The following is a 16,230-nucleotide window of genomic DNA, read 5'->3' as shown; positions in this document are numbered from 1 at the left end:
CAACCCCCTGACGAGGTCCGCACTCCGCTAATCTACGCCGCGAGTTGTGCCGAATGTTCTGACGACGGACAGTCATAGGACACGACGAACGGATCACCCTGGGACGGATTGGTCAGGCCGAACTGGGGGTTTGCCACCAAGCCCCCGAAATAGGGAACATTCGCAAACGACGAAATGACGGTGGGAATCTGCGGCTGCTGGTCATACCGCGTGTGCTGAACGCGGGTCCACGCCGTGAGATTGGGCGTGATGTCGAGCTCGAGCTGACCTTCGATAGTGTAGATTTCGTCGGAGTACTGGTCGGGGCCGCTGATGTTCTCGATGTAGCCGCCCTTCTGCTTGGCTCCGATAGCCGCGACCTTGAAGCGCAGCGCATCGCTGATCGGCCCACTGATTGAAGCGGCGCCGCCGTAACGCATATAGTCGTTGATGAACGCGCGGCCTTCGACCTGGAATTCGTCCGTAGGGCGCTTCGATATGATGTTGGCCGCGCCGCCGATCGAGTTGCGGCCATACAGCGTGCCTTGGGGACCACGCAACACTTCGACGCGCTCGGTAAGGAATTCAGAGGAGCCGATCACATCGGACTCGGATGTGTAGAAACCGTCGACGTAGTTAGCCACGCCCGGATCGGAACCGAGCGCGTTCGTCACGCGGCCGACGCCGCGAATGTTGACCCGATTCGGATTGTCGGAGATCGAGACGCCCGGCGTGAATTTCGCGACATCCTGTGTGCTGAGGATGCCGCGGATCGTACGATCCTCTGCCGTGAACGCCGACACCGCCGTGGCGACATCATTCAAAAGCTCTTCGCGGCGGTTCGCGGTGACAACTATTCCGGCTTCGGTCTGACCTTCGGTCACCTGGGCCGATGGGCGATCTTCGGGCGCCTGGGTGGTGGCATCGCTGTCTGTCTGCGAGCCCTCCTGCGCGGAGACAGTCTGGCTCGAAGCGCAGGCCGCTATTGCCAGCACTGAGCCGGCCAGACTGAAATTGATCTTCACCCTCATTTCATCCTCCCAATGTCGCGCGGACCGGTTGCTAACATTCGCTGCCGATCGTTGCCGGCCTGCTGCAAGGGTAGTGCGCTTCCGCCTTTATGAGAAGAGAAATATTGTGTGTCGAGCGGGAAAAGGTGCGCTATTGAGAATATGCGTCAGGCGTGACACCGGATAGCGCGGATCGGCAAACAGGAGATTCCCGAGGTATGGAGAGTGAGACGAACGTGACAGCAGTGGGGGCTGAGCAAGCCATCGCGGATTACGTCGCGCGACCATTCGGCACTTTCCCTGAACTCGTCGGCTTGCAGGCGGCGGCGCGGCCTGACAAGGTCGCGATCGTCAGCGGCGATGAGAGCATCAGCTATCGTGAGCTGGATACGATGGTGGACCGGGTCGCCGCTGGCCTGCAGCGCGATGGCGTGGCGTCGCGCGACGTCGTCGCGATCTGCGCTTCCGCGTCGATCCCATACATCGCGATCTTTCTCGGCGCGTTGCGGGCAGGAGCTGCGATCTCGCCTCTCTCGCCTTCAGCGACACCCGAACAACTGGCGGAGATGTTGGCCGACAGTGGCGCCGCACATCTGTTCCTCGATGCCGTGGTCTCGAAGCTCCTCGCGCCGGTCGCAGAGCGCATTCGGGCGCGACGAGTGGCGCTGACGCGAGGTGCAGTCGGCGCACCCTTCGAGCAGTGGCTCACTGCATCCGGTTCCGTTCCCAGGGCCGTCGAGATCGATCCTGACCAGGCGTTCAACATCATCTACTCGTCGGGGACGACCGGAACGCCCAAGGGCATCGTGCAATCCCACGCCATGCGCTGGCCGCATCACCACCTCGCCAATCCACCCGGTTATACTCCTCTGGGGGTGGCATTGATTTCGACGCCGCTTTATTCGAACACGACCCTCGTCAGCCTGATCCCGGCGCTGGCAGGCGGCGGCACGGTCATCTTGATGGACCGGTTCGATGCGCGCGAGTTTCTCGTGCTCAGTGAACGCCACCGCGTGAACTTCGCGATGCTGGTTCCGGTGCAGTACCGCCGAATTCTCGCGGTGCCGGACTTCGATGCCTTCGACCTATCGAGCTATCATCTCAAGTACGCCACCTCCGCGCCGTTTCCCGCGGAGCTCAAGGCCGAGGTGCTCGCGCGCTGGCCCGGCGGGCTGACCGAATACTACGGCATGACCGAGGGCGGCGGTTCGTGTCAGCTTGACGCGCATCTTCATCCCGACAAGCTTCATACGGTTGGTCGGCCGATCGACGGGCACGAGATGTTCGTCATCGGCGCGGACGGGCGCCGGGTCGGACCGGGCGAGGTCGGTGAGGTGGTGGGCCGGTCGCGCTCGATGATGAATGGCTACCACAACCAGCCGGGCAAGACCGCGGAAGCCGAATGGTTCGACGAAGAGGGCCGGCGGTTCATCCGCACCGGAGACCTCGCCAGCGTCGACGAGGACGGGTTCTTCACCCTCGTCGGCCGCGCCAAGGACATGATCATCTCAGGCGGAATCAACATCTACCCGGTCGACCTCGAGGCCGTGCTGCTTGAGCATCCGTCAGTCGCCGAAGCGGCGGTTGTCGGCGCTCCGTCTTCCGAGTGGGGCGAAACCCCGGTGGCTTTCGTCACTCCGAAACCGGGAAGCGAAGTCGACCCGGAGGACCTGCGAGCCTTCGCCAACCGAAGGCTGGGAAAGATGCAGCGGATCGCGGCGGTGCGTGTGGTCGACGAACTACCTCGCAGCGCGATCGGCAAGGTGCTCAAGCGGGAGTTGCTGGACGACTGGAATGCGCAAGAGGTAGCGGTCGAAGGCGGCTCACGTCACTGACGACGGCCGCCAGCGATCCCTTCAGACCGTCTCTGCCATCCAAGGCGGCGTTCCGCGTTCGCTTTCGGAACGCCGATCCTCGCCCCAGGTCCACGCATACGGGTTCTGGCCTGTCGCTGCCCGGCCGGCGGTGGCCGCCACGTACGCGGGCGCGCCGTCTTCGGTGAAAATATAGAATCGGCCGCCTTGGACCGCTTCCACCACGCGCTCGGCCACAACATCGGCCGATATGCCGGCGCCCTGGAATGCGTTGCTGTGGGCCATGAACGTTTCGTCCGCATATTCGCGATCGCTCCAGGGCTTGTCGCTGTCAGGCCGATTGCGCCATGCGCGGTTGATGCCCGTGGCAACCATTCCAGGCGCCAGAATGCTGACCCCTACGTTGGTCTTGAGCGCGACCATCTCGCTGTACAAGGACTGAGTAAAGCCGAGCACCGCGAACTTCGAGGTACAGTAAGGAGAGTGGTCTCCGATAGCGTTGAACGAAGCGAGCGATCCGGTGTTTACGATGTGTGCTGGCTCGCCATGCTCAAGCATGCCCGGTAGGAAAGCCTTCACGCCGAAGATCACGCCGTTGACGTTGACGTCCATAACCCAGCGCCAGTCATCCAGCGAAAACTTCCACGCGGGTCCGGTGATGGATACCCCGGCGTTGTTGCACAGGAGATGGACCTTTCCATACTTCTCCACGGCGCGGGCTTCCAACGCCTGAAGGTCCGTAAAGTTGGCGACATCGGTTCTCAATCCGATCACGTCCGCCCCGGCACCTGCAAGTCGCTCGACCGCCGTCTGCAGGGCTCCCTCTTCGATATCCGCGAGAACGATGCGCATACCTGCTTGGGCAAAGCGCTCTGCCATAGCGTATCCTATACCGCTGGCGCCCCCCGTGATCACCGCTACCTTGCCACTCAATTCCACGATCCAAACTCCCTGCAATTCGCCGGAATCACCGACGCTCATTCTCAAAATGGTATGTCAGAAACGGCCCGATAGACAATCAGTATTTCTCGTCTAACAAGAAAGTGAGGTTCATGATCGGGTGGGCAGCCCGTCGCGTGAGGATTTCGATGAAGAGTTCGGCGGTCGCTTCTACCTCTCATTCCGAGAGCGGGAGCTCGGAGATGATCGGCGAACGCGCTGGGACGAAGCGATTCAACCGCCGTCAGCAGTCGATCCTCGATGCCGCAGCCAAGGTGATCAACCGGGTCGGATTGGGGGATACCACCCTCGCTCTGGTCGCTGCGGAAATCGGCCTCAACCTCAAGAGTCTGCGCTACTATTTCGAGAAGCGCGAAGACCTGATGGTCGCCGCTTTCCTGCAGTCGATCGCGCTTCACCAGGGGCTCGCCACCGAGGCGCTCAAACGCAAGACCCCCGAAGCCAGGGTCAGAGCCTTCGTGCACGGGTACTTCGCACTGCTGGGGCGCGTCGCGCGCGGCGAACAGCCCGCCTTCACCTACTTCGGTGACTTGCGCGCTCTCACCGAGCCGCATTCGCTGGTGGTCTACAAGGGATATACCGAGTTCTTCCGGATGGTGCGCTCGCTCATGCGCCCCGGAATACCTCAATGGGACCGGGGGGAGCTCAACGCGCGCACCCACATGCTGGTATCTCAATTGCTTTGGTCGGTGGCGTGGATCGGTAACTATCTGCCTGAAGACTTCCCGCGCATCGCCGATCGATTTACCGAAATCCTACTCGGCGGACTGGCGGCGGGACAGGTCGATCTGCGCCCTCCCGAGGCGGCGCTCGAGAAGCACCCCGCGGGCGAGCGCGGGCCTCTCTCGCAGGAATCCTTCCTTCGCGCGGCGACGGCGCTGATCAACGAGCACGGCTATCGCGGGGCGTCGATCGAACGGATCGCGGCGATGCTGAATGTCAGCCGCGGCGCGTTCTACCATCACTACGAGGCGAGCGAAGAACTTGTGGTCGCCTGCTTCGACCGCACGTTCGAGGTGTTGCGCGAGGCGCAGAGCGCGGCAATGCTGCGGCGCGAGCCAGGTATATCGCGAGTTGCCTCAACGGCCGTCGATCTGGTGACCCGTCAGATGACCGTTGAAGGTTTCATGCTCCGCACGAGCGCGCTGACGGTCGTGGGGCCGGAGCTTCGCCGCGAGATGATGCGGCGGATGTCGCTCGTCACGCTGCGCTTCCAGGACATCTTGAGCGATGGCGTCGCCGACGGTTCGGTGACGATCTGCGATCTCCGGATCGCCTCAGAAATGGTGACCGCGATGATCAACTCGGCCGCCGAATTGGGGCGATGGGTCCCCGGCGCCGAGCCGGAGCAGGTTTCCGAGCTGTATGTCCGGCCGCTGCTCCACGGCCTGTTCAGCCGCCGGCCTTAGACCCCTAGCGCTTCCTTCAGCTTTTCCAACTCGACCTGCCCCTGGACGCCCGCGTTCTCGGGGACGACGCTACCCCTTTGATCGGCAAGCTCGGCCCATGACGACTGGATGCGCTCGGCGGCGTCGTCACCGCGGCCCGCGTGGATGCCGCGGGTGAGCGTGAGGTGTGCCTGCTCGAAGCTCCCCGCTCCGGCGCAGAGGATCGTTCGCGTCGGCGCGTCTTTGGCCACCAGCGCGAGGACGCCCGGACTGACCGTTGCGGGCGCGAGCGCGGCGAGCGCCTCCTCGGGCAGCAGCCCCTCCAGCATTCGGGTCGCCGCAGTCGGCGCTAGGCAATTGACGCGGATGTCGTTCTTTCGGCCCTCGAGCGAGAGGACCTGCATCAGACCGACCAGCGCCATCTTCGCGGCGCCGTAGTTCGACTGCCCGAAATTGCCGAACAGCCCGGAGGAGGAGGTGGTCATTACGATGCGGCCGTAGTTCTGCCGCCGCATGATCTCCCACACGGCCTTGGTGCAGTGGACCGCGCCCATGAGGTGGACGTCGATGACGGCGCGGAAGTCGGCGAGGTCCATCTTCGCGAACGTCTTGTCACGCAGGATGCCGGCGTTGTTGACCAGGATATCGATCCGGCCCCAGCGTTCCATCGCCGCCGCGACCATCGCCTCGACCTGCGCCATCTCGGTGACTGACGCGCCATCCGCCATCGCTTCGCCGCCCGCTGCCTCAATCTCGCGGACCACCGCGTCCGCGGCCGCGATCGACCCGTCGCTGCCGCTGACCGAACCGCCCAGATCGTTGACCACCACCTTCGCGCCGCGCGCCGCGAGCAGCTTTGCGTGTTCGCGTCCCAAGCCGCCACCCGCTCCGGTGACGATGGCCACCCGGCCGGTCAAATCGATTGCCATGCGTTGTCTCGTTCTTCGTGTTGAGGCTTTGGTTCAGGCCGTGACGGCGCTCACAGATAACGGGAGAACCAGTCGAGCGCCTGTTTGACCGAGGGCTCGAAGAACGCGTCGTAGACGTCGTAGTGCTTGCCGGGGAACGTATGATACTCTGACGGTGCATTGCGGCGGACCATGAGGTGCGCGAACCATCCATTCTCCCAGCGGTTGTTCAGCTCTTCGAACTCGGCGTCCATGAACAGCGTCGGCACCTTGATCTTCGCCGCGCCTTCGAGCTGGGAATGCTCGATCATCCGCGCCAGATCGGGCGTGCCCTTGAGTTCGCCGACAGCGTCGATTCCCTGCGGTACGACCGGATCAATCCTTCCTAGCGCTCGGTCCGCTGCGCGCTGCCGCCCGATCTCGCGGTATTGGACAGGCAGGTCGTAGCCGCCGATTTGGGCGACCGCGCACTTGATGCGATCATCGTTGCCCGCGATCCAAGCCGCGTGCCCGCCTCCATAGCTCGAACCCCAGATAGCGATCCGCTCGGGATTGATCGCAGGTTCGGCGGCGAGGACCGCAAGACAGTTCTTGATGTCGGCGACCTGGTCGATCGGATCGACGATCTCGCGCAACACGCGCACGGCCATGGTCCGCTCGCCCGCCTCCAGCAGCGGCTCGCTGTCCTTGAGCGGGATGATCTTGCCGTCGGATTCGCCCCAGCCGCGGTAGTCGAAAGTCAGGGCTGCGTAGCCGGCCGCAGCGAAACGCTTGGCGTACACGTTGAGGTGCTCTTTGAGGCCGCCCCAGCCATGGCACAGCAGCACGGCCGGCCAACCGCCCTCCGGGGCCGTTCCGGCGGGTGTGAAGAAGTCCGCCGCGAGGCGCGTGCCTTCGCTGTAGACCTTGAACGATCGCTTGCTCATCTCGGCCACTGGCATACCCTCACCTGTGTTGAACTGACGCCGCTTCTTATGGGCTCCGTTGTTTAGGCCATTTACCCCCTCCAACACCATACACAAGTTCTGAATTAGGATTGACCATTTTCGTTGGGGTGGCATAGCTAGGCTTGGACGGAGCAGTCCGCGCACAAGTGCGTCGAAAAACAGGGGGTCGCGGTGGAACAACGAATGGGCCAGCACCGGAACGAAGTGAACCGCCGGTGCTCGGTCCGCGTTTGCGGCGATCGTCTGTGAACTCTGTCGGATCGGGTCCCGCCGGGCGTGACGGCGATGACATGACCAGCCGAGACACCGCGCCGGTTCCGCCCGCGCGGCGGCTGAGCCAGCGGACGATGCTGGCTTACGGTTTCGGGTCGGTCGCCTACGGGGTCAAGGACAACGGCTTCCAGACCTTTCTGCTGTTATTCTACAACCAGGTCATGGGTTTGCCGGCGATGTCGGTGGGGACAGCGATCATGCTGGCCCTGGTGGTCGACGCCTTCATCGATCCGGTGATCGGCGCGGCGTCGGACCGGACCAGGCATCGCTGGGGCCGGCGGCACCCCTGGATGTACGCTTCGGCGATCCCGATCGCGCTCGGGTGGCTGCTCCTGTGGAACCCGCCCGAGATGAGCCAGGCGGCAATGCTCGGCTGGGTGTTTGCGACCTCGATCGTGGTCCGCAGCGCGGTTTCTGCATACGAGGTGCCCTCAGCCGCGCTGACGCCCGAGCTCAGCGCCGACTACGACGAGCGGACCCGGATCATCTCCTACCGCTACGTCTTCGGGTGGGTCGGCGGTCTCGCCATGCTCGTCATGGCCTACTCGATGTTCCTCGTGCCCGAGCCCGGACAGCCCAACGGGCTGCTCAACCGGGGCGGCTATCAAGCCTATGCGGTGACCGGCGCCGTGCTGATGTTCGTCGCTATTCTGCTCTCGGCGTGGGGCACGCATCACGAGATCGGGCGCTTGCCCAAGCCAGAGATCGAGCGACTCTCGCTTCGGCAGATCGCTGCAGAGCTCGTACAAACGATCAGAAACCGCGCGTTCGTCATCCTGATGGCGGCGGGCCTCTGCGTTTACGTCGCGCAGGGGATCAGCTTCGCGCTGTCGAACTACTTCTACAATTTCGTCTGGGAGCTGCGCGGGGGAGCGCTGATGCTGCTTCCCGCCGCGCTGATGACGGGGGTGCTGATCGCGTTCGCGATCGGGCCACGCTTGTCGGCGCGGCTGGGTAAACGCCGCGCAGGCAGCGTGCTCGCGGCGCTCGGCACATTGCTCCTCACGCTTCCGTACTGGCTCCGTCTGCTTGGCGCATTTCCGGCAGTCGGCAGTCCGCTACTGGTGCCGGCCTTGTTTGGAATCCTGATCGTCAACATTGGCTGCGGGGTCGCCGCCATGATCATCGGCGGATCGATGATGGCGGACGTGGTCGAACAATCGGAGATCACGACCGGCCGTCGCTCTGAAGGGGTGTTCTTCGCCGGCGGGTTCTTCGTCCAGAAGTGCAGCAGCGGCATCGGCATCTTCCTTGCCGGCAGCATACTCGCGGTTGCCGGATTCCCGGCCGAAGCGCAGCCGGGAGCCGTCTCCGTCGGAACGATCGACCGGCTGACCGTAATCTTTTGCGCCGCTTATCTCGCTCTCGGCCTCACCGCGGCGTGGTTTTACAGCCGCTTCCCGTTCGGCCGCGACGAGCACGAACAGCACTTGAGCGAATTGTCGTCGGATCACGATGCCGCTCATCCCCAACGCCTGCAGGAGAACAACAATGCGTGAGGTCGCAATCGTCAGCACCGCCCGCACCCCGATCGGCAAGGCCTATCGTGGGGCGTTCAACGATACGCAGGGACAGGCTCTGGCAGGCCACGCGGTGCGCGAGGCGGTTACTCGCGCGGGCGTGGAGCCCGGCGAAGTCGAGGACGTGGTGCTCGGCTGCGCGATGCAGCAGGGCTCGACCGGCTTCAACGTCGCGCGCCAGGCGGCGCTGTGGGCGGGGCTGCCCGACGGCATTCCGGGAATGACCATGGACCGCCAGTGCGGCTCGGGCCTGATGGCGATCGCCGCTTGCGCCAACCGCATAATGACGGGGGAAATCGACGTGGCCGTCGGCGGCGGGGTCGAATCGATCAGCCTCGTGCAGAACCAGCATATGAACCATTATCGCGCCGGCGATCCGCGGCTCATCGAAACGAAGCCCGCGATCTATATGGCGATGATCGAGACCGCGGAGATCGTCGCCGAGCGCTACGGCGTCAGCCGCGAAGCGCAGGACACATACGCGTTGCAGTCGCAGCAGCGCACGGCGCAAGCGCAGGAAGAAGGCCGCTTCAACGCCGAGATCGCGCCCATGACCTCGACGATGGTGGTGACCGATCGCGAGAGCGGCGCGACCACCAAGCGCGAGGTTACCCTCGACCGCGACGAGGGCAACCGGCCGCAGACTCGGCTCGAGGACCTGCAAAAGCTGGCGCCGGTGTTCAAGGACGGGCAGCAGATCAAGCAGGGTCAGTACATCACCGCGGGCAACGCGTCGCAGCTATCCGACGGCGCCGCCGCGTTGGTATTAATGGAGGCCGCAGAGGCGAAGCGGCGCGGCCTCGAGCCGCTCGGTGTCTATCGCGGCCTCGCGGTCGCGGGCTGCGCCCCGGAAGAGATGGGCATCGGACCTGTGTTCGCGGTGCCGAAGCTGCTGGAAAAGCATGGACTGAGCGTTGATGACATCGGCATCTGGGAGCTCAACGAAGCGTTCGCGAGCCAGGTCATCTATTGCCGTGACCGGCTCGGCATCCCAGACGAGCGCCTGAACGTCAGCGGCGGGGCGATTTCGATCGGGCACCCGTATGGTATGTCCGGAGCCCGCATGACAGGACACCTGCTGATTGAGGGCCGGCGCCGCGGCGCCAAGTACGGCGTAGTCACTATGTGCATTGGTGGGGGAATGGGGGCTGCGGGTCTGTTTGAACTCTGACGAGATTCGTCTCGTTTCCAAGTCAGCATGCAGTCGGCTGCGCGATACGTCCCGTCCGATCCAACGATCAAGCTAGAATGACATCATGTCATGAGTGAGAACGGGTTCGACGACATCATCTTTTTTGACTTCTTCCACATCGACGAGTTGTCCGCGACTGAAGACAGCTTCAAGGAATTCTTCGACTTTCTTCCATTGCTTTGCTCCGCCCCCCGACCTCGCCTTGCGTCGCACTTCTTTCAACAGAAGTTCTCGCCGAACATACTCGGCGATCATAAGGAACTCCACCTTCTCCCACCCGGATGCGCATTGAGATCGCTTCACTAAAGAAGCGTGGTCGCGCCTCCCTTTCATCCGGTTCGCCTTATCGCTGATGACCCTGACATTGCCCGAGATGTATCCCAGCTCCGGCTCGATGCGATCCAACGACGGAGAACCTGGTCCCCGGCCCTCACCGCAACGCAGCTCTATTCCCAAGACCGGGCAGTGCGACGGGATGACTACTTCCTCCATCGAGAGATCGAATGGAAGACCGCGATCGGCCGCACGTTTCTTTGCTCGACGCCAGAGCTCGCGATCGGGTTCGGCTTGCCGGCGCCGCCAAAGGTACTCCCGCATGTAAGCTGCTCCGCAGAGGCGGCATCGAGCGCGCTTGGTTGGAGGTCCGTGGATCGGGCAAAGAGGGATCGGGCGAACAATTCGCGCCATTAGAAAGCCTTTAACCTTGTTAGTGCTAAAGAGCCTTGTGAGTGCTAAATTGCAACAAGAGAAGCCTTCGAGGCGCCTGGAGAGCGCGGTGTCCCTAAGCGGAACACAATTGCGCGCGGCTCGCGGGCTGCTGAACATGTCGGTCAAGGAGCTGGCGGAAGAGACGGGCTTGGCGGTGAACACCATTCGTCGAGCCGAAGCCGGCAATGGAGTTGCCCCAATCACGAGCGCAAACTCGGCGCTGCTCCGCACCACACTGGAACACGAGGGCGTGTTGTTTATCGATGGGGATCAAAAGCTTGGCGCTGGCGCGAGGCTTTCCCATCCACACCCACCACCGCCACGACGCCGCAGGAGAGACCGCAACTAGTTGCCGCGCCGATCCGAAAGACAGGCGGCTATCCTGGCTCCGCGAGCAACACCTTGACGTTCTGAATGATCGAGGCGGAGATTTCGATCGGTCGCATCTGATGCAGGCGGGCTAATCCCTCTACCGCAATCCAGACATCGCTTGGCATAGTCGGCCGAGCGTCGGTCTGGGTAAACGGTCCGTCGGTCTCCGTTAAAATGCGTTCCAACGGCAGCGTCTTGGTTATGGCCGCGCGCTTTTCATTCGCTATCATTTCCGCATTCACTGAGAAATAGCAGCCGAGATCAACAGCCCTTTTCGCCTCCGCTACGGTGCCGGTGAACCAATGGAGCACCACACGCCCACGCGGGGGGGGCATGTATTGCTCGATCATATCGAGCACGGCCTTCGTCGCGCGAACGCTATGTGTCGTGACGATCTTGTTCCCTGCCGCCGCGCACAGGGAAAGCACCCGCGCGAACACCTGTCTTTGGGCATCGAAGGATTTGTAGAAGCGCGGACCAGCATCCAAGCCGACCTCTCCAACATAGCGGGTTCTTGGCAGCAAATCCTCCCATAGGCCAATCTCTGTCGCCCGACTGGCGACTAGTTGGGGGTGCAAGCCGAGCGCAGTGCGCACATGGCGGGTCGCTGACGTCAATTCATGATTTCGGAACCATGCCTTAGGGGTCGTGGTCACGGAGAGTGTGAATATGCCATCGCGCTCGCAACGCTCCACCACGGCCGCATGGTCGGGGTAGAGATCGAGGTGGCAATGAAAATCGACGAGACCCGATCGCATGAGGCCTCTTACGATGGTGCGGCGCGAACGCCAGCCAGCAAGCGCCCAACCTCCTCCAATCCGCGGCGATAGACATCGGCCAGGTCATCGTGGCGGGATGGATCGTCGTAAAGTGGCCCCGGCTTGTGGATTAGGGCTTTGGCTAACTCTGGGCGCTTTGATAGCCGCGCGACCGCGATCTGGAAGGAACGGACCTGCTGACCTTCCGCCTGCCTAGTGTCCAGGGTGGCAGCCTTCAGGTCGGGCACGCCGTAAGCTGTCGAATCCTTGCCTCGCAGAGAAGCCCGTCGGATGAGGCAAGGCAGGCAATATCCGCAGTGCCCCTGCGGCTTCTTCTTCCAACGCCCCTTCGTTGGGGATGAACACGATAGCGACAGCGGGGCGAGCTGTTTCAGCAAGGCGGGATTGGCGCATTGTGCGGCCATCTCTCCTTTCGTCTTATCCCAATAGGGATTTTCCACCTTCCCTCCGATGCCCAGCGCCCTCAGCAAGTCGTTCCAGCGGGCAATGTAAAACGGATGCGTCGTCCGGGTGCTGAGTGCGCCGAGCCGAAGCGGATCGAGCGGCACATTGAGCGCGATCAAGCCGTTCTCCGGAACCTTGAGCACGAAGTTGGGCCCGATTGCCGTGCCGGCGGCTACACCCAGGGAGAAGAACAGGAACGAGCGGCCCCGCGTGGTGTCCTCCGATCCGACATCCTCGACCAGTTCGCGATCAAAGCTCATCCAGACCCGCAGTCGGTCGAAGGCCAACCATTTGTAGGCGGATTTCAATCCTTCGAAGCACTGCTCCTGCGATTTGCTTACCAACCCTTCGCCGGCGTGGCTGACCAGCAGCGGCGTCTCGCCAGCATTCAAGCTATCGATCGCGCCGATCAGGCTGTCTAAACCACCGGAGAACAGGCTCACGCCATCGAATGGGGCGGGAATAAGGGTCGGTACCGCAGCGGGAACCAGTTTCGCATAGCCCTTGGTCCGTTTGCGGAAGCCCACATCCCATCTGTCGCCGGTCAAGAAGTTTAGGGCGCGGACCAGGATGGGTCCTGCGGCTGTCCATCGCGCCGGATCGCTGACTGGAATGACCAGCCGAATCTCCCGCGTCCAGGCGTCTTGCGATTCCGTAGCGCGCGCGATGCGGGTGTCCGCTGCGTGAACGTGGGCCGCGACCACAAGCATGTCTGCACCGATCTCGCTCGGCGTCAGGTGCAGGGCCCTAAGGTCGGCCAATGCGCGGCCGATCCCATGATCGAGGCGCTTGCCCGCCACCAACTGCAAGGTCGATGCAACCTCATCGCGCGCCTTGGGAACACGGGTCTTATCGTCCTCGCCGAAACGGCCGATGATGACATGACGCCTCATTTCGCTGCCTCCCCATCGCCCATCGTCTGCAACACGTCGAAAGCGGATTGATAGACGTCGGTGACAAAGCCCAGCACCGCGTCGGAGGTCAGTGATTGGACGTTGACGCTCGCGGCGTTGATCGCGTCGCTGACGCCACGTTGGATGAAATCACGCAGTTGCGCCTGAACCCTCTCGGCCGCGCGCGGATCGGCAGGCAAGGTCACAACCTTGGTGCCGATGTCGTTGCAGATGCGCGCCTCGATAGCGTGCGTCGCATACAACTCGAAGACGGTCTGAATCTGACCCGGTGTCAGCGCGTCGATGTCGGTAATACCGGCACCGGCAAGATCGGCGATTGTCTCAACGAAGGCGTCGCGCGCGATACCTTCGTCGATCGAGCCGCCTTCGGGGCAAATGTAGTCGGCGAGTCCCGCGAATACTTCCTCGATCGGCCGCCCGGCTAGGCTTTCGAGGTTGAGCGTCCGTAGGGCTTCACGAACGCCATTGGCGCTGGCGTCGTTAAGAAATCTGACGAGCCCGGCGCCTGCGCCCCGCGATGAACCCATGCGCTGCGCAGCCTGACGCGAGCCGCCCGCCGACTTCGACACATATTGCGAGACCGCGCGACCGAGACTCCTGCGGTCGCTGCCGCCCGAGCCTGCGAAGCGCGTGAAATTGGTTCGCGCGGATGTGAACCGATCCGATGCTCCTGCCGGCGCGGCCGGACGGGGCGCTGGCGCGTGGGGAACTGCTGGGGGTTTTTCGGCGGGAGACGGGGGCTGTACCCCGTCGCCATCACCCGCGTCTGCGGCAGCACCGGCACCACCATCGCCATCGCCCTGTAACCAGCTCGGAATGAGCGGTGTGCCACCGCCTGCACCGCCGTAGGCGCTCGACGTGCCCATCAGCGCCCCCCCTTGCGCGTGCGGAGCGCCGCGCTCGCCGTCGTCTTCAAGAAGGTCGAACCGGAAGTGGACCATCCTTGGAGCAACTTCTCGAAGCGCGTCAGAGCACCGGAATCCTTGATAACACCCTCCCAACCTGAGGCGGGCCACGGCCCGCACCGATCGGCTGGCACGGCCTCAAGCAAGTCGAGAAGATTCGCCTGTAATGTGGGATGAGCGCGAACCAGGACGGCAAGCCCATCTATTCCAGGAGGCGCGGTGTCGAAGGTATCGCCGCCCATGACGCGCCCACGCAGTTCCTCGAAGACTTGGGCGGCCTCGGCCGGCACGAGCTGCTTGAGTTCGCCTTCAAACGCCTGGACGGCCAGTTTCGGCCCGAGCAGCTTTTCGACCACCGCAGCGAGACGCCCAAGGACGGAAGCCGCGCCGAAGTAGTCCTTTCGATCCTTGGTCACGAACAGATAGGGGCGCAGGTCGACTTCGGCCAAGGCCGGTGACAGCCGCGCCCAAGCCCGTATAGCGTCCGCCGCCTTCCATTCGGTCAGAATGGCGCTGTCCTTCGAGTCCGGCACGGCGGTTGGCTTAAGGTCGTCGGTAGAACTGATCTTCGGCCCGCCCCGCTTCGTTTTGGGGGCTGGCTTTTCCTCTGACGCAGCGGCTTCAAGCGCTGCCAAATCTAAGCAGCGGCCGTCCGGATCGCGGGCGGCGGCGCTGGCGATCTGATCGAACAATCTGGAGAGGAACCGTTCGGCCAGCATGAGCTTCGCCAAGACGGGCAGCTTGACCTCTTCTCCGAAGCCGCGAGCGAGCGCGGTCTGATGGCGCAGCAGCAGGGTATTCAGGAAGCGTTTGATCTGCCGCGGATTGCCCTGAGTCCCATTGGCCAGGATCGGACCGATCTGATCGCTCAAAGTGAGGGCGTTCTGCACATCGGGGAGCTTGTCGCCCAGCGCGGCCTTAACCGTTTGCGCGTCGAGCCCGGCCGTCTGCCAGGGTCGTTTGAGCAACTCGCGGGCCGAAGCGATCAGCGCCGAGTAGGCTGGATCATCCTCGCTCAGCTCGGCGCCGATAAGCAGCAGAGTGACGTAGATGCGGGTCTCCGTCTCTCCCAAAGCCGGAATGCGAAACGGTATCTGGATCAGCTTTTCGAGATAGTTGCGCGCATAGTCCCGAGGGCCGGTCGTATCCGGCAGTTCGGGAAAATGCTTACGCACCGAATATTCGATCATCGCCTCGTCAGCCGCGACGATGAACGCAGTGCGGGCGGTGAAAACGAACAGGCGGACGGCTTCGAGCGTTTCGATCGCCGTATCCGGCAGGCAGCGGTCGAGATCGTCGATGAGGACGATCAGTTGCTTGATACCCGCCTGCTTGAGCAGATCATCAAAGGCTTTCCGGAACGCCTCGATCTCCTCCGGCACGTTCTTCGACTCGCCAGGTTTCAGCAGACCCTGAACACCGTCAATCGCTTTGTCATAGTTCTCCTGGGTTGCGAGTTTAGTCGGATCGGAGAAAATGCCTTTCAAGGTGCCGACTACCGCGCCGACTTGATCGGCTGTGGGAATGCCAGTGAAAGCAGTGAAGGCGAGTCCGCCCCCGTGTCGGGCGATCTTGAGCCAATCGATCCTCCGAAAGATGTCTGTGACGGCCACACCGGCTTTCGCAAGCAAGGGGCGTTGTTCGATAAGGCCGGTGACGATACCTTCGATCAACGCGATTTTGGCGTCTTCGAATCCTTGAAAGCGCCATCCGTTGAATTTGATGCAAAGAACATTTTCGTCCGAGCTAAGGGCGTGTTCGATCATCTCGAGGATGCTCGATTTGCCGGCACCCCAGTCGCCGTGCACGCCGATTGTCACAGCTCGCTCGGGCTTTTCCCGTAGTAGCTCGATAATGGTCTTGGCTATCGCCTCATTGTTGAGGAGGTCGACCTTTGTCTCGTTGTCGGTGAGGATCATCCCGCCCCCGCTGAAGCTCTTCCATTCTGCGAACGGTCTTATCTAAGTTTCAGACAAAACATAAATCAACAGTTCGAAATGAGACCTTTTCCGGGGATAGGCGCCGGACTACAACACCTCCCCTTAGCGGCGTGGCATCGCGAGCATGCAAGCGAGACCGACTGCCGCTGATCTCTCGCCTGACTGGCGCCACAAGAA

Annotated in this window: 14 protein-coding genes; 5 read left to right on the top strand and 9 right to left on the bottom strand. The window is 62.7% G+C overall.

From position 1 onward, the window contains the following. Positions 1-32: 32 nt before the first annotated feature. Positions 33-1,010, bottom strand: coding sequence for a TonB-dependent receptor plug domain-containing protein (locus LH20_RS24295; RefSeq protein WP_053556482.1), 978 nt, complete (start codon positions 1,008-1,010; stop codon positions 33-35). A 197-nt stretch (positions 1,011-1,207) separates the two neighbouring features. Here LH20_RS24295 and LH20_RS21820 point away from each other — a divergent pair, with 197 nt between their 5' ends. Next, positions 1,208-2,824 (top strand): class I adenylate-forming enzyme family protein, encoded by a 1,617-nt coding sequence (locus tag LH20_RS21820; RefSeq protein WP_053556481.1) that lies wholly within the window; start codon positions 1,208-1,210, stop codon positions 2,822-2,824. 21 nt (positions 2,825-2,845) lie between these two features. Here LH20_RS21820 and LH20_RS21815 read toward each other — a convergent pair whose 3' ends face one another. Beyond that, positions 2,846-3,784, bottom strand: coding sequence for an SDR family NAD(P)-dependent oxidoreductase (locus LH20_RS21815; RefSeq protein ID WP_083455633.1), 939 nt, complete (start codon positions 3,782-3,784; stop codon positions 2,846-2,848). Positions 3,785-3,945: 161 nt separating this feature from the next. Between LH20_RS21815 and LH20_RS21810 the strand changes: the two genes are divergently transcribed. Further along, the gene (locus LH20_RS21810; protein WP_053556479.1) at positions 3,946-5,172 is read left to right on the top strand and encodes a TetR/AcrR family transcriptional regulator; all 1,227 of its coding nucleotides are present in this window, start codon (positions 3,946-3,948) and stop codon (positions 5,170-5,172) included. On the opposite strand, the gene LH20_RS21805 is transcribed toward LH20_RS21810, so the two are convergent. Together LH20_RS21805 and LH20_RS21800 are read right to left on the bottom strand one after the other, a co-directional pair. After that, on the bottom strand, positions 5,169-6,080 hold the full coding sequence (locus tag LH20_RS21805; RefSeq protein WP_053556478.1) for an SDR family NAD(P)-dependent oxidoreductase: 912 nt from the start codon (positions 6,078-6,080) through the stop codon (positions 5,169-5,171). The two genes, LH20_RS21810 and LH20_RS21805, sit on opposite strands and share 4 nt — an antisense overlap. 50 nt (positions 6,081-6,130) lie before the next feature. Beyond that, entirely contained in the window at positions 6,131-6,985 is an 855-nt protein-coding gene (locus LH20_RS21800; RefSeq protein WP_235527241.1) for an alpha/beta hydrolase, read from the bottom strand. Between the two features lie 311 nt (positions 6,986-7,296). On the opposite strand from LH20_RS21800, the gene LH20_RS21795 reads away from it, so the two are divergent. Beyond that, a complete protein-coding gene (locus tag LH20_RS21795) occupies positions 7,297-8,778 on the top strand; it encodes an MFS transporter (protein ID WP_235527236.1) in 1,482 nt (493 codons plus the stop codon). Then, positions 8,771-9,970 carry an acetyl-CoA C-acyltransferase gene (locus tag LH20_RS21790; protein ID WP_053556476.1) on the top strand — a complete coding sequence of 400 codons (1,200 nt, stop codon included), beginning with the start codon at positions 8,771-8,773 and terminating at the stop codon, positions 9,968-9,970. The genes LH20_RS21795 and LH20_RS21790 overlap by 8 nt, the downstream gene beginning before the upstream one ends. A 72-nt stretch (positions 9,971-10,042) precedes the next feature. Here LH20_RS21790 and LH20_RS23160 read toward each other — a convergent pair whose 3' ends face one another. Further along, a complete protein-coding gene (locus LH20_RS23160; RefSeq protein WP_200905511.1) occupies positions 10,043-10,588 on the bottom strand; it encodes a hypothetical protein in 546 nt (181 codons plus the stop codon). A 112-nt stretch (positions 10,589-10,700) separates the two neighbouring features. On the opposite strand from LH20_RS23160, the gene LH20_RS24110 reads away from it, so the two are divergent. Further along, positions 10,701-11,048, top strand: coding sequence for a helix-turn-helix transcriptional regulator (locus LH20_RS24110; protein WP_321164252.1), 348 nt, complete (start codon positions 10,701-10,703; stop codon positions 11,046-11,048). A 28-nt stretch (positions 11,049-11,076) separates the two neighbouring features. On the opposite strand, the gene qatD is transcribed toward LH20_RS24110, so the two are convergent. The 4 genes from qatD to qatA are packed head-to-tail and all read right to left on the bottom strand — an operon-like array spanning position 11,077 to position 16,032. Continuing rightward, a complete protein-coding gene (qatD, locus tag LH20_RS21780) occupies positions 11,077-11,829 on the bottom strand; it encodes a Qat anti-phage system TatD family nuclease QatD (protein WP_053556474.1) in 753 nt (250 codons plus the stop codon). A gap of 8 nt (positions 11,830-11,837) precedes the next feature. Beyond that, on the bottom strand, positions 11,838-13,187 hold the full coding sequence (gene qatC, locus LH20_RS21775) for a Qat anti-phage system QueC-like protein QatC (protein WP_053556473.1): 1,350 nt from the start codon (positions 13,185-13,187) through the stop codon (positions 11,838-11,840). Beyond that, on the bottom strand, positions 13,184-14,074 hold the full coding sequence (gene qatB / locus LH20_RS21770) for a Qat anti-phage system associated protein QatB (RefSeq protein ID WP_053556588.1): 891 nt from the start codon (positions 14,072-14,074) through the stop codon (positions 13,184-13,186). The genes qatC and qatB overlap by 4 nt, the downstream gene beginning before the upstream one ends. Beyond that, the gene (gene qatA / locus LH20_RS21765) at positions 14,074-16,032 is read right to left on the bottom strand and encodes a Qat anti-phage system ATPase QatA (protein ID WP_053556472.1); all 1,959 of its coding nucleotides are present in this window, start codon (positions 16,030-16,032) and stop codon (positions 14,074-14,076) included. Before qatA ends, qatB begins: the two co-directional genes overlap by 1 nt. Positions 16,033-16,230 lie beyond the last annotated feature (198 nt).

The organism is Sphingopyxis sp. 113P3, assembly GCF_001278035.1.
Lineage (GTDB): Bacteria > Pseudomonadota > Alphaproteobacteria > Sphingomonadales > Sphingomonadaceae > Sphingopyxis.
The sequence above is the reverse complement of the archived record's forward strand: the minus strand, read 5'-3'. Positions and strand labels throughout refer to the sequence as shown.

What these genes read in the sequence shown, in the direction of transcription:
- LH20_RS21805 (WP_053556478.1), bottom strand. Translation starts at nt 6,080, where the DNA reads ATGGCAATCGATTTGACCGGCCGGGTGGCCATCGTCACCGGAGCGGGT.
- LH20_RS21810 (WP_053556479.1), top strand. Translation starts at nt 3,946, where the DNA reads ATGATCGGCGAACGCGCTGGGACGAAGCGATTCAACCGCCGTCAGCAG.
- qatD (WP_053556474.1), bottom strand. Translation starts at nt 11,829, where the DNA reads ATGCGATCGGGTCTCGTCGATTTTCATTGCCACCTCGATCTCTACCCC.
- qatA (WP_053556472.1), bottom strand. Translation starts at nt 16,032, where the DNA reads ATGATCCTCACCGACAACGAGACAAAGGTCGACCTCCTCAACAATGAG.
- qatC (WP_053556473.1), bottom strand. Translation starts at nt 13,187, where the DNA reads ATGAGGCGTCATGTCATCATCGGCCGTTTCGGCGAGGACGATAAGACC.
- LH20_RS21800 (WP_235527241.1), bottom strand. Translation starts at nt 6,985, where the DNA reads ATGAGCAAGCGATCGTTCAAGGTCTACAGCGAAGGCACGCGCCTCGCG.
- LH20_RS21790 (WP_053556476.1), top strand. Translation starts at nt 8,771, where the DNA reads ATGCGTGAGGTCGCAATCGTCAGCACCGCCCGCACCCCGATCGGCAAG.
- LH20_RS21815 (WP_083455633.1), bottom strand. Translation starts at nt 3,784, where the DNA reads ATGAGCGTCGGTGATTCCGGCGAATTGCAGGGAGTTTGGATCGTGGAA.
- LH20_RS21795 (WP_235527236.1), top strand. Translation starts at nt 7,297, where the DNA reads ATGACCAGCCGAGACACCGCGCCGGTTCCGCCCGCGCGGCGGCTGAGC.
- LH20_RS23160 (WP_200905511.1), bottom strand. Translation starts at nt 10,588, where the DNA reads ATGCGGGAGTACCTTTGGCGGCGCCGGCAAGCCGAACCCGATCGCGAG.
- LH20_RS21820 (WP_053556481.1), top strand. Translation starts at nt 1,208, where the DNA reads ATGGAGAGTGAGACGAACGTGACAGCAGTGGGGGCTGAGCAAGCCATC.
- LH20_RS24295 (WP_053556482.1), bottom strand. Translation starts at nt 1,010, where the DNA reads ATGAGGGTGAAGATCAATTTCAGTCTGGCCGGCTCAGTGCTGGCAATA.
- qatB (WP_053556588.1), bottom strand. Translation starts at nt 14,074, where the DNA reads ATGGGCACGTCGAGCGCCTACGGCGGTGCAGGCGGTGGCACACCGCTC.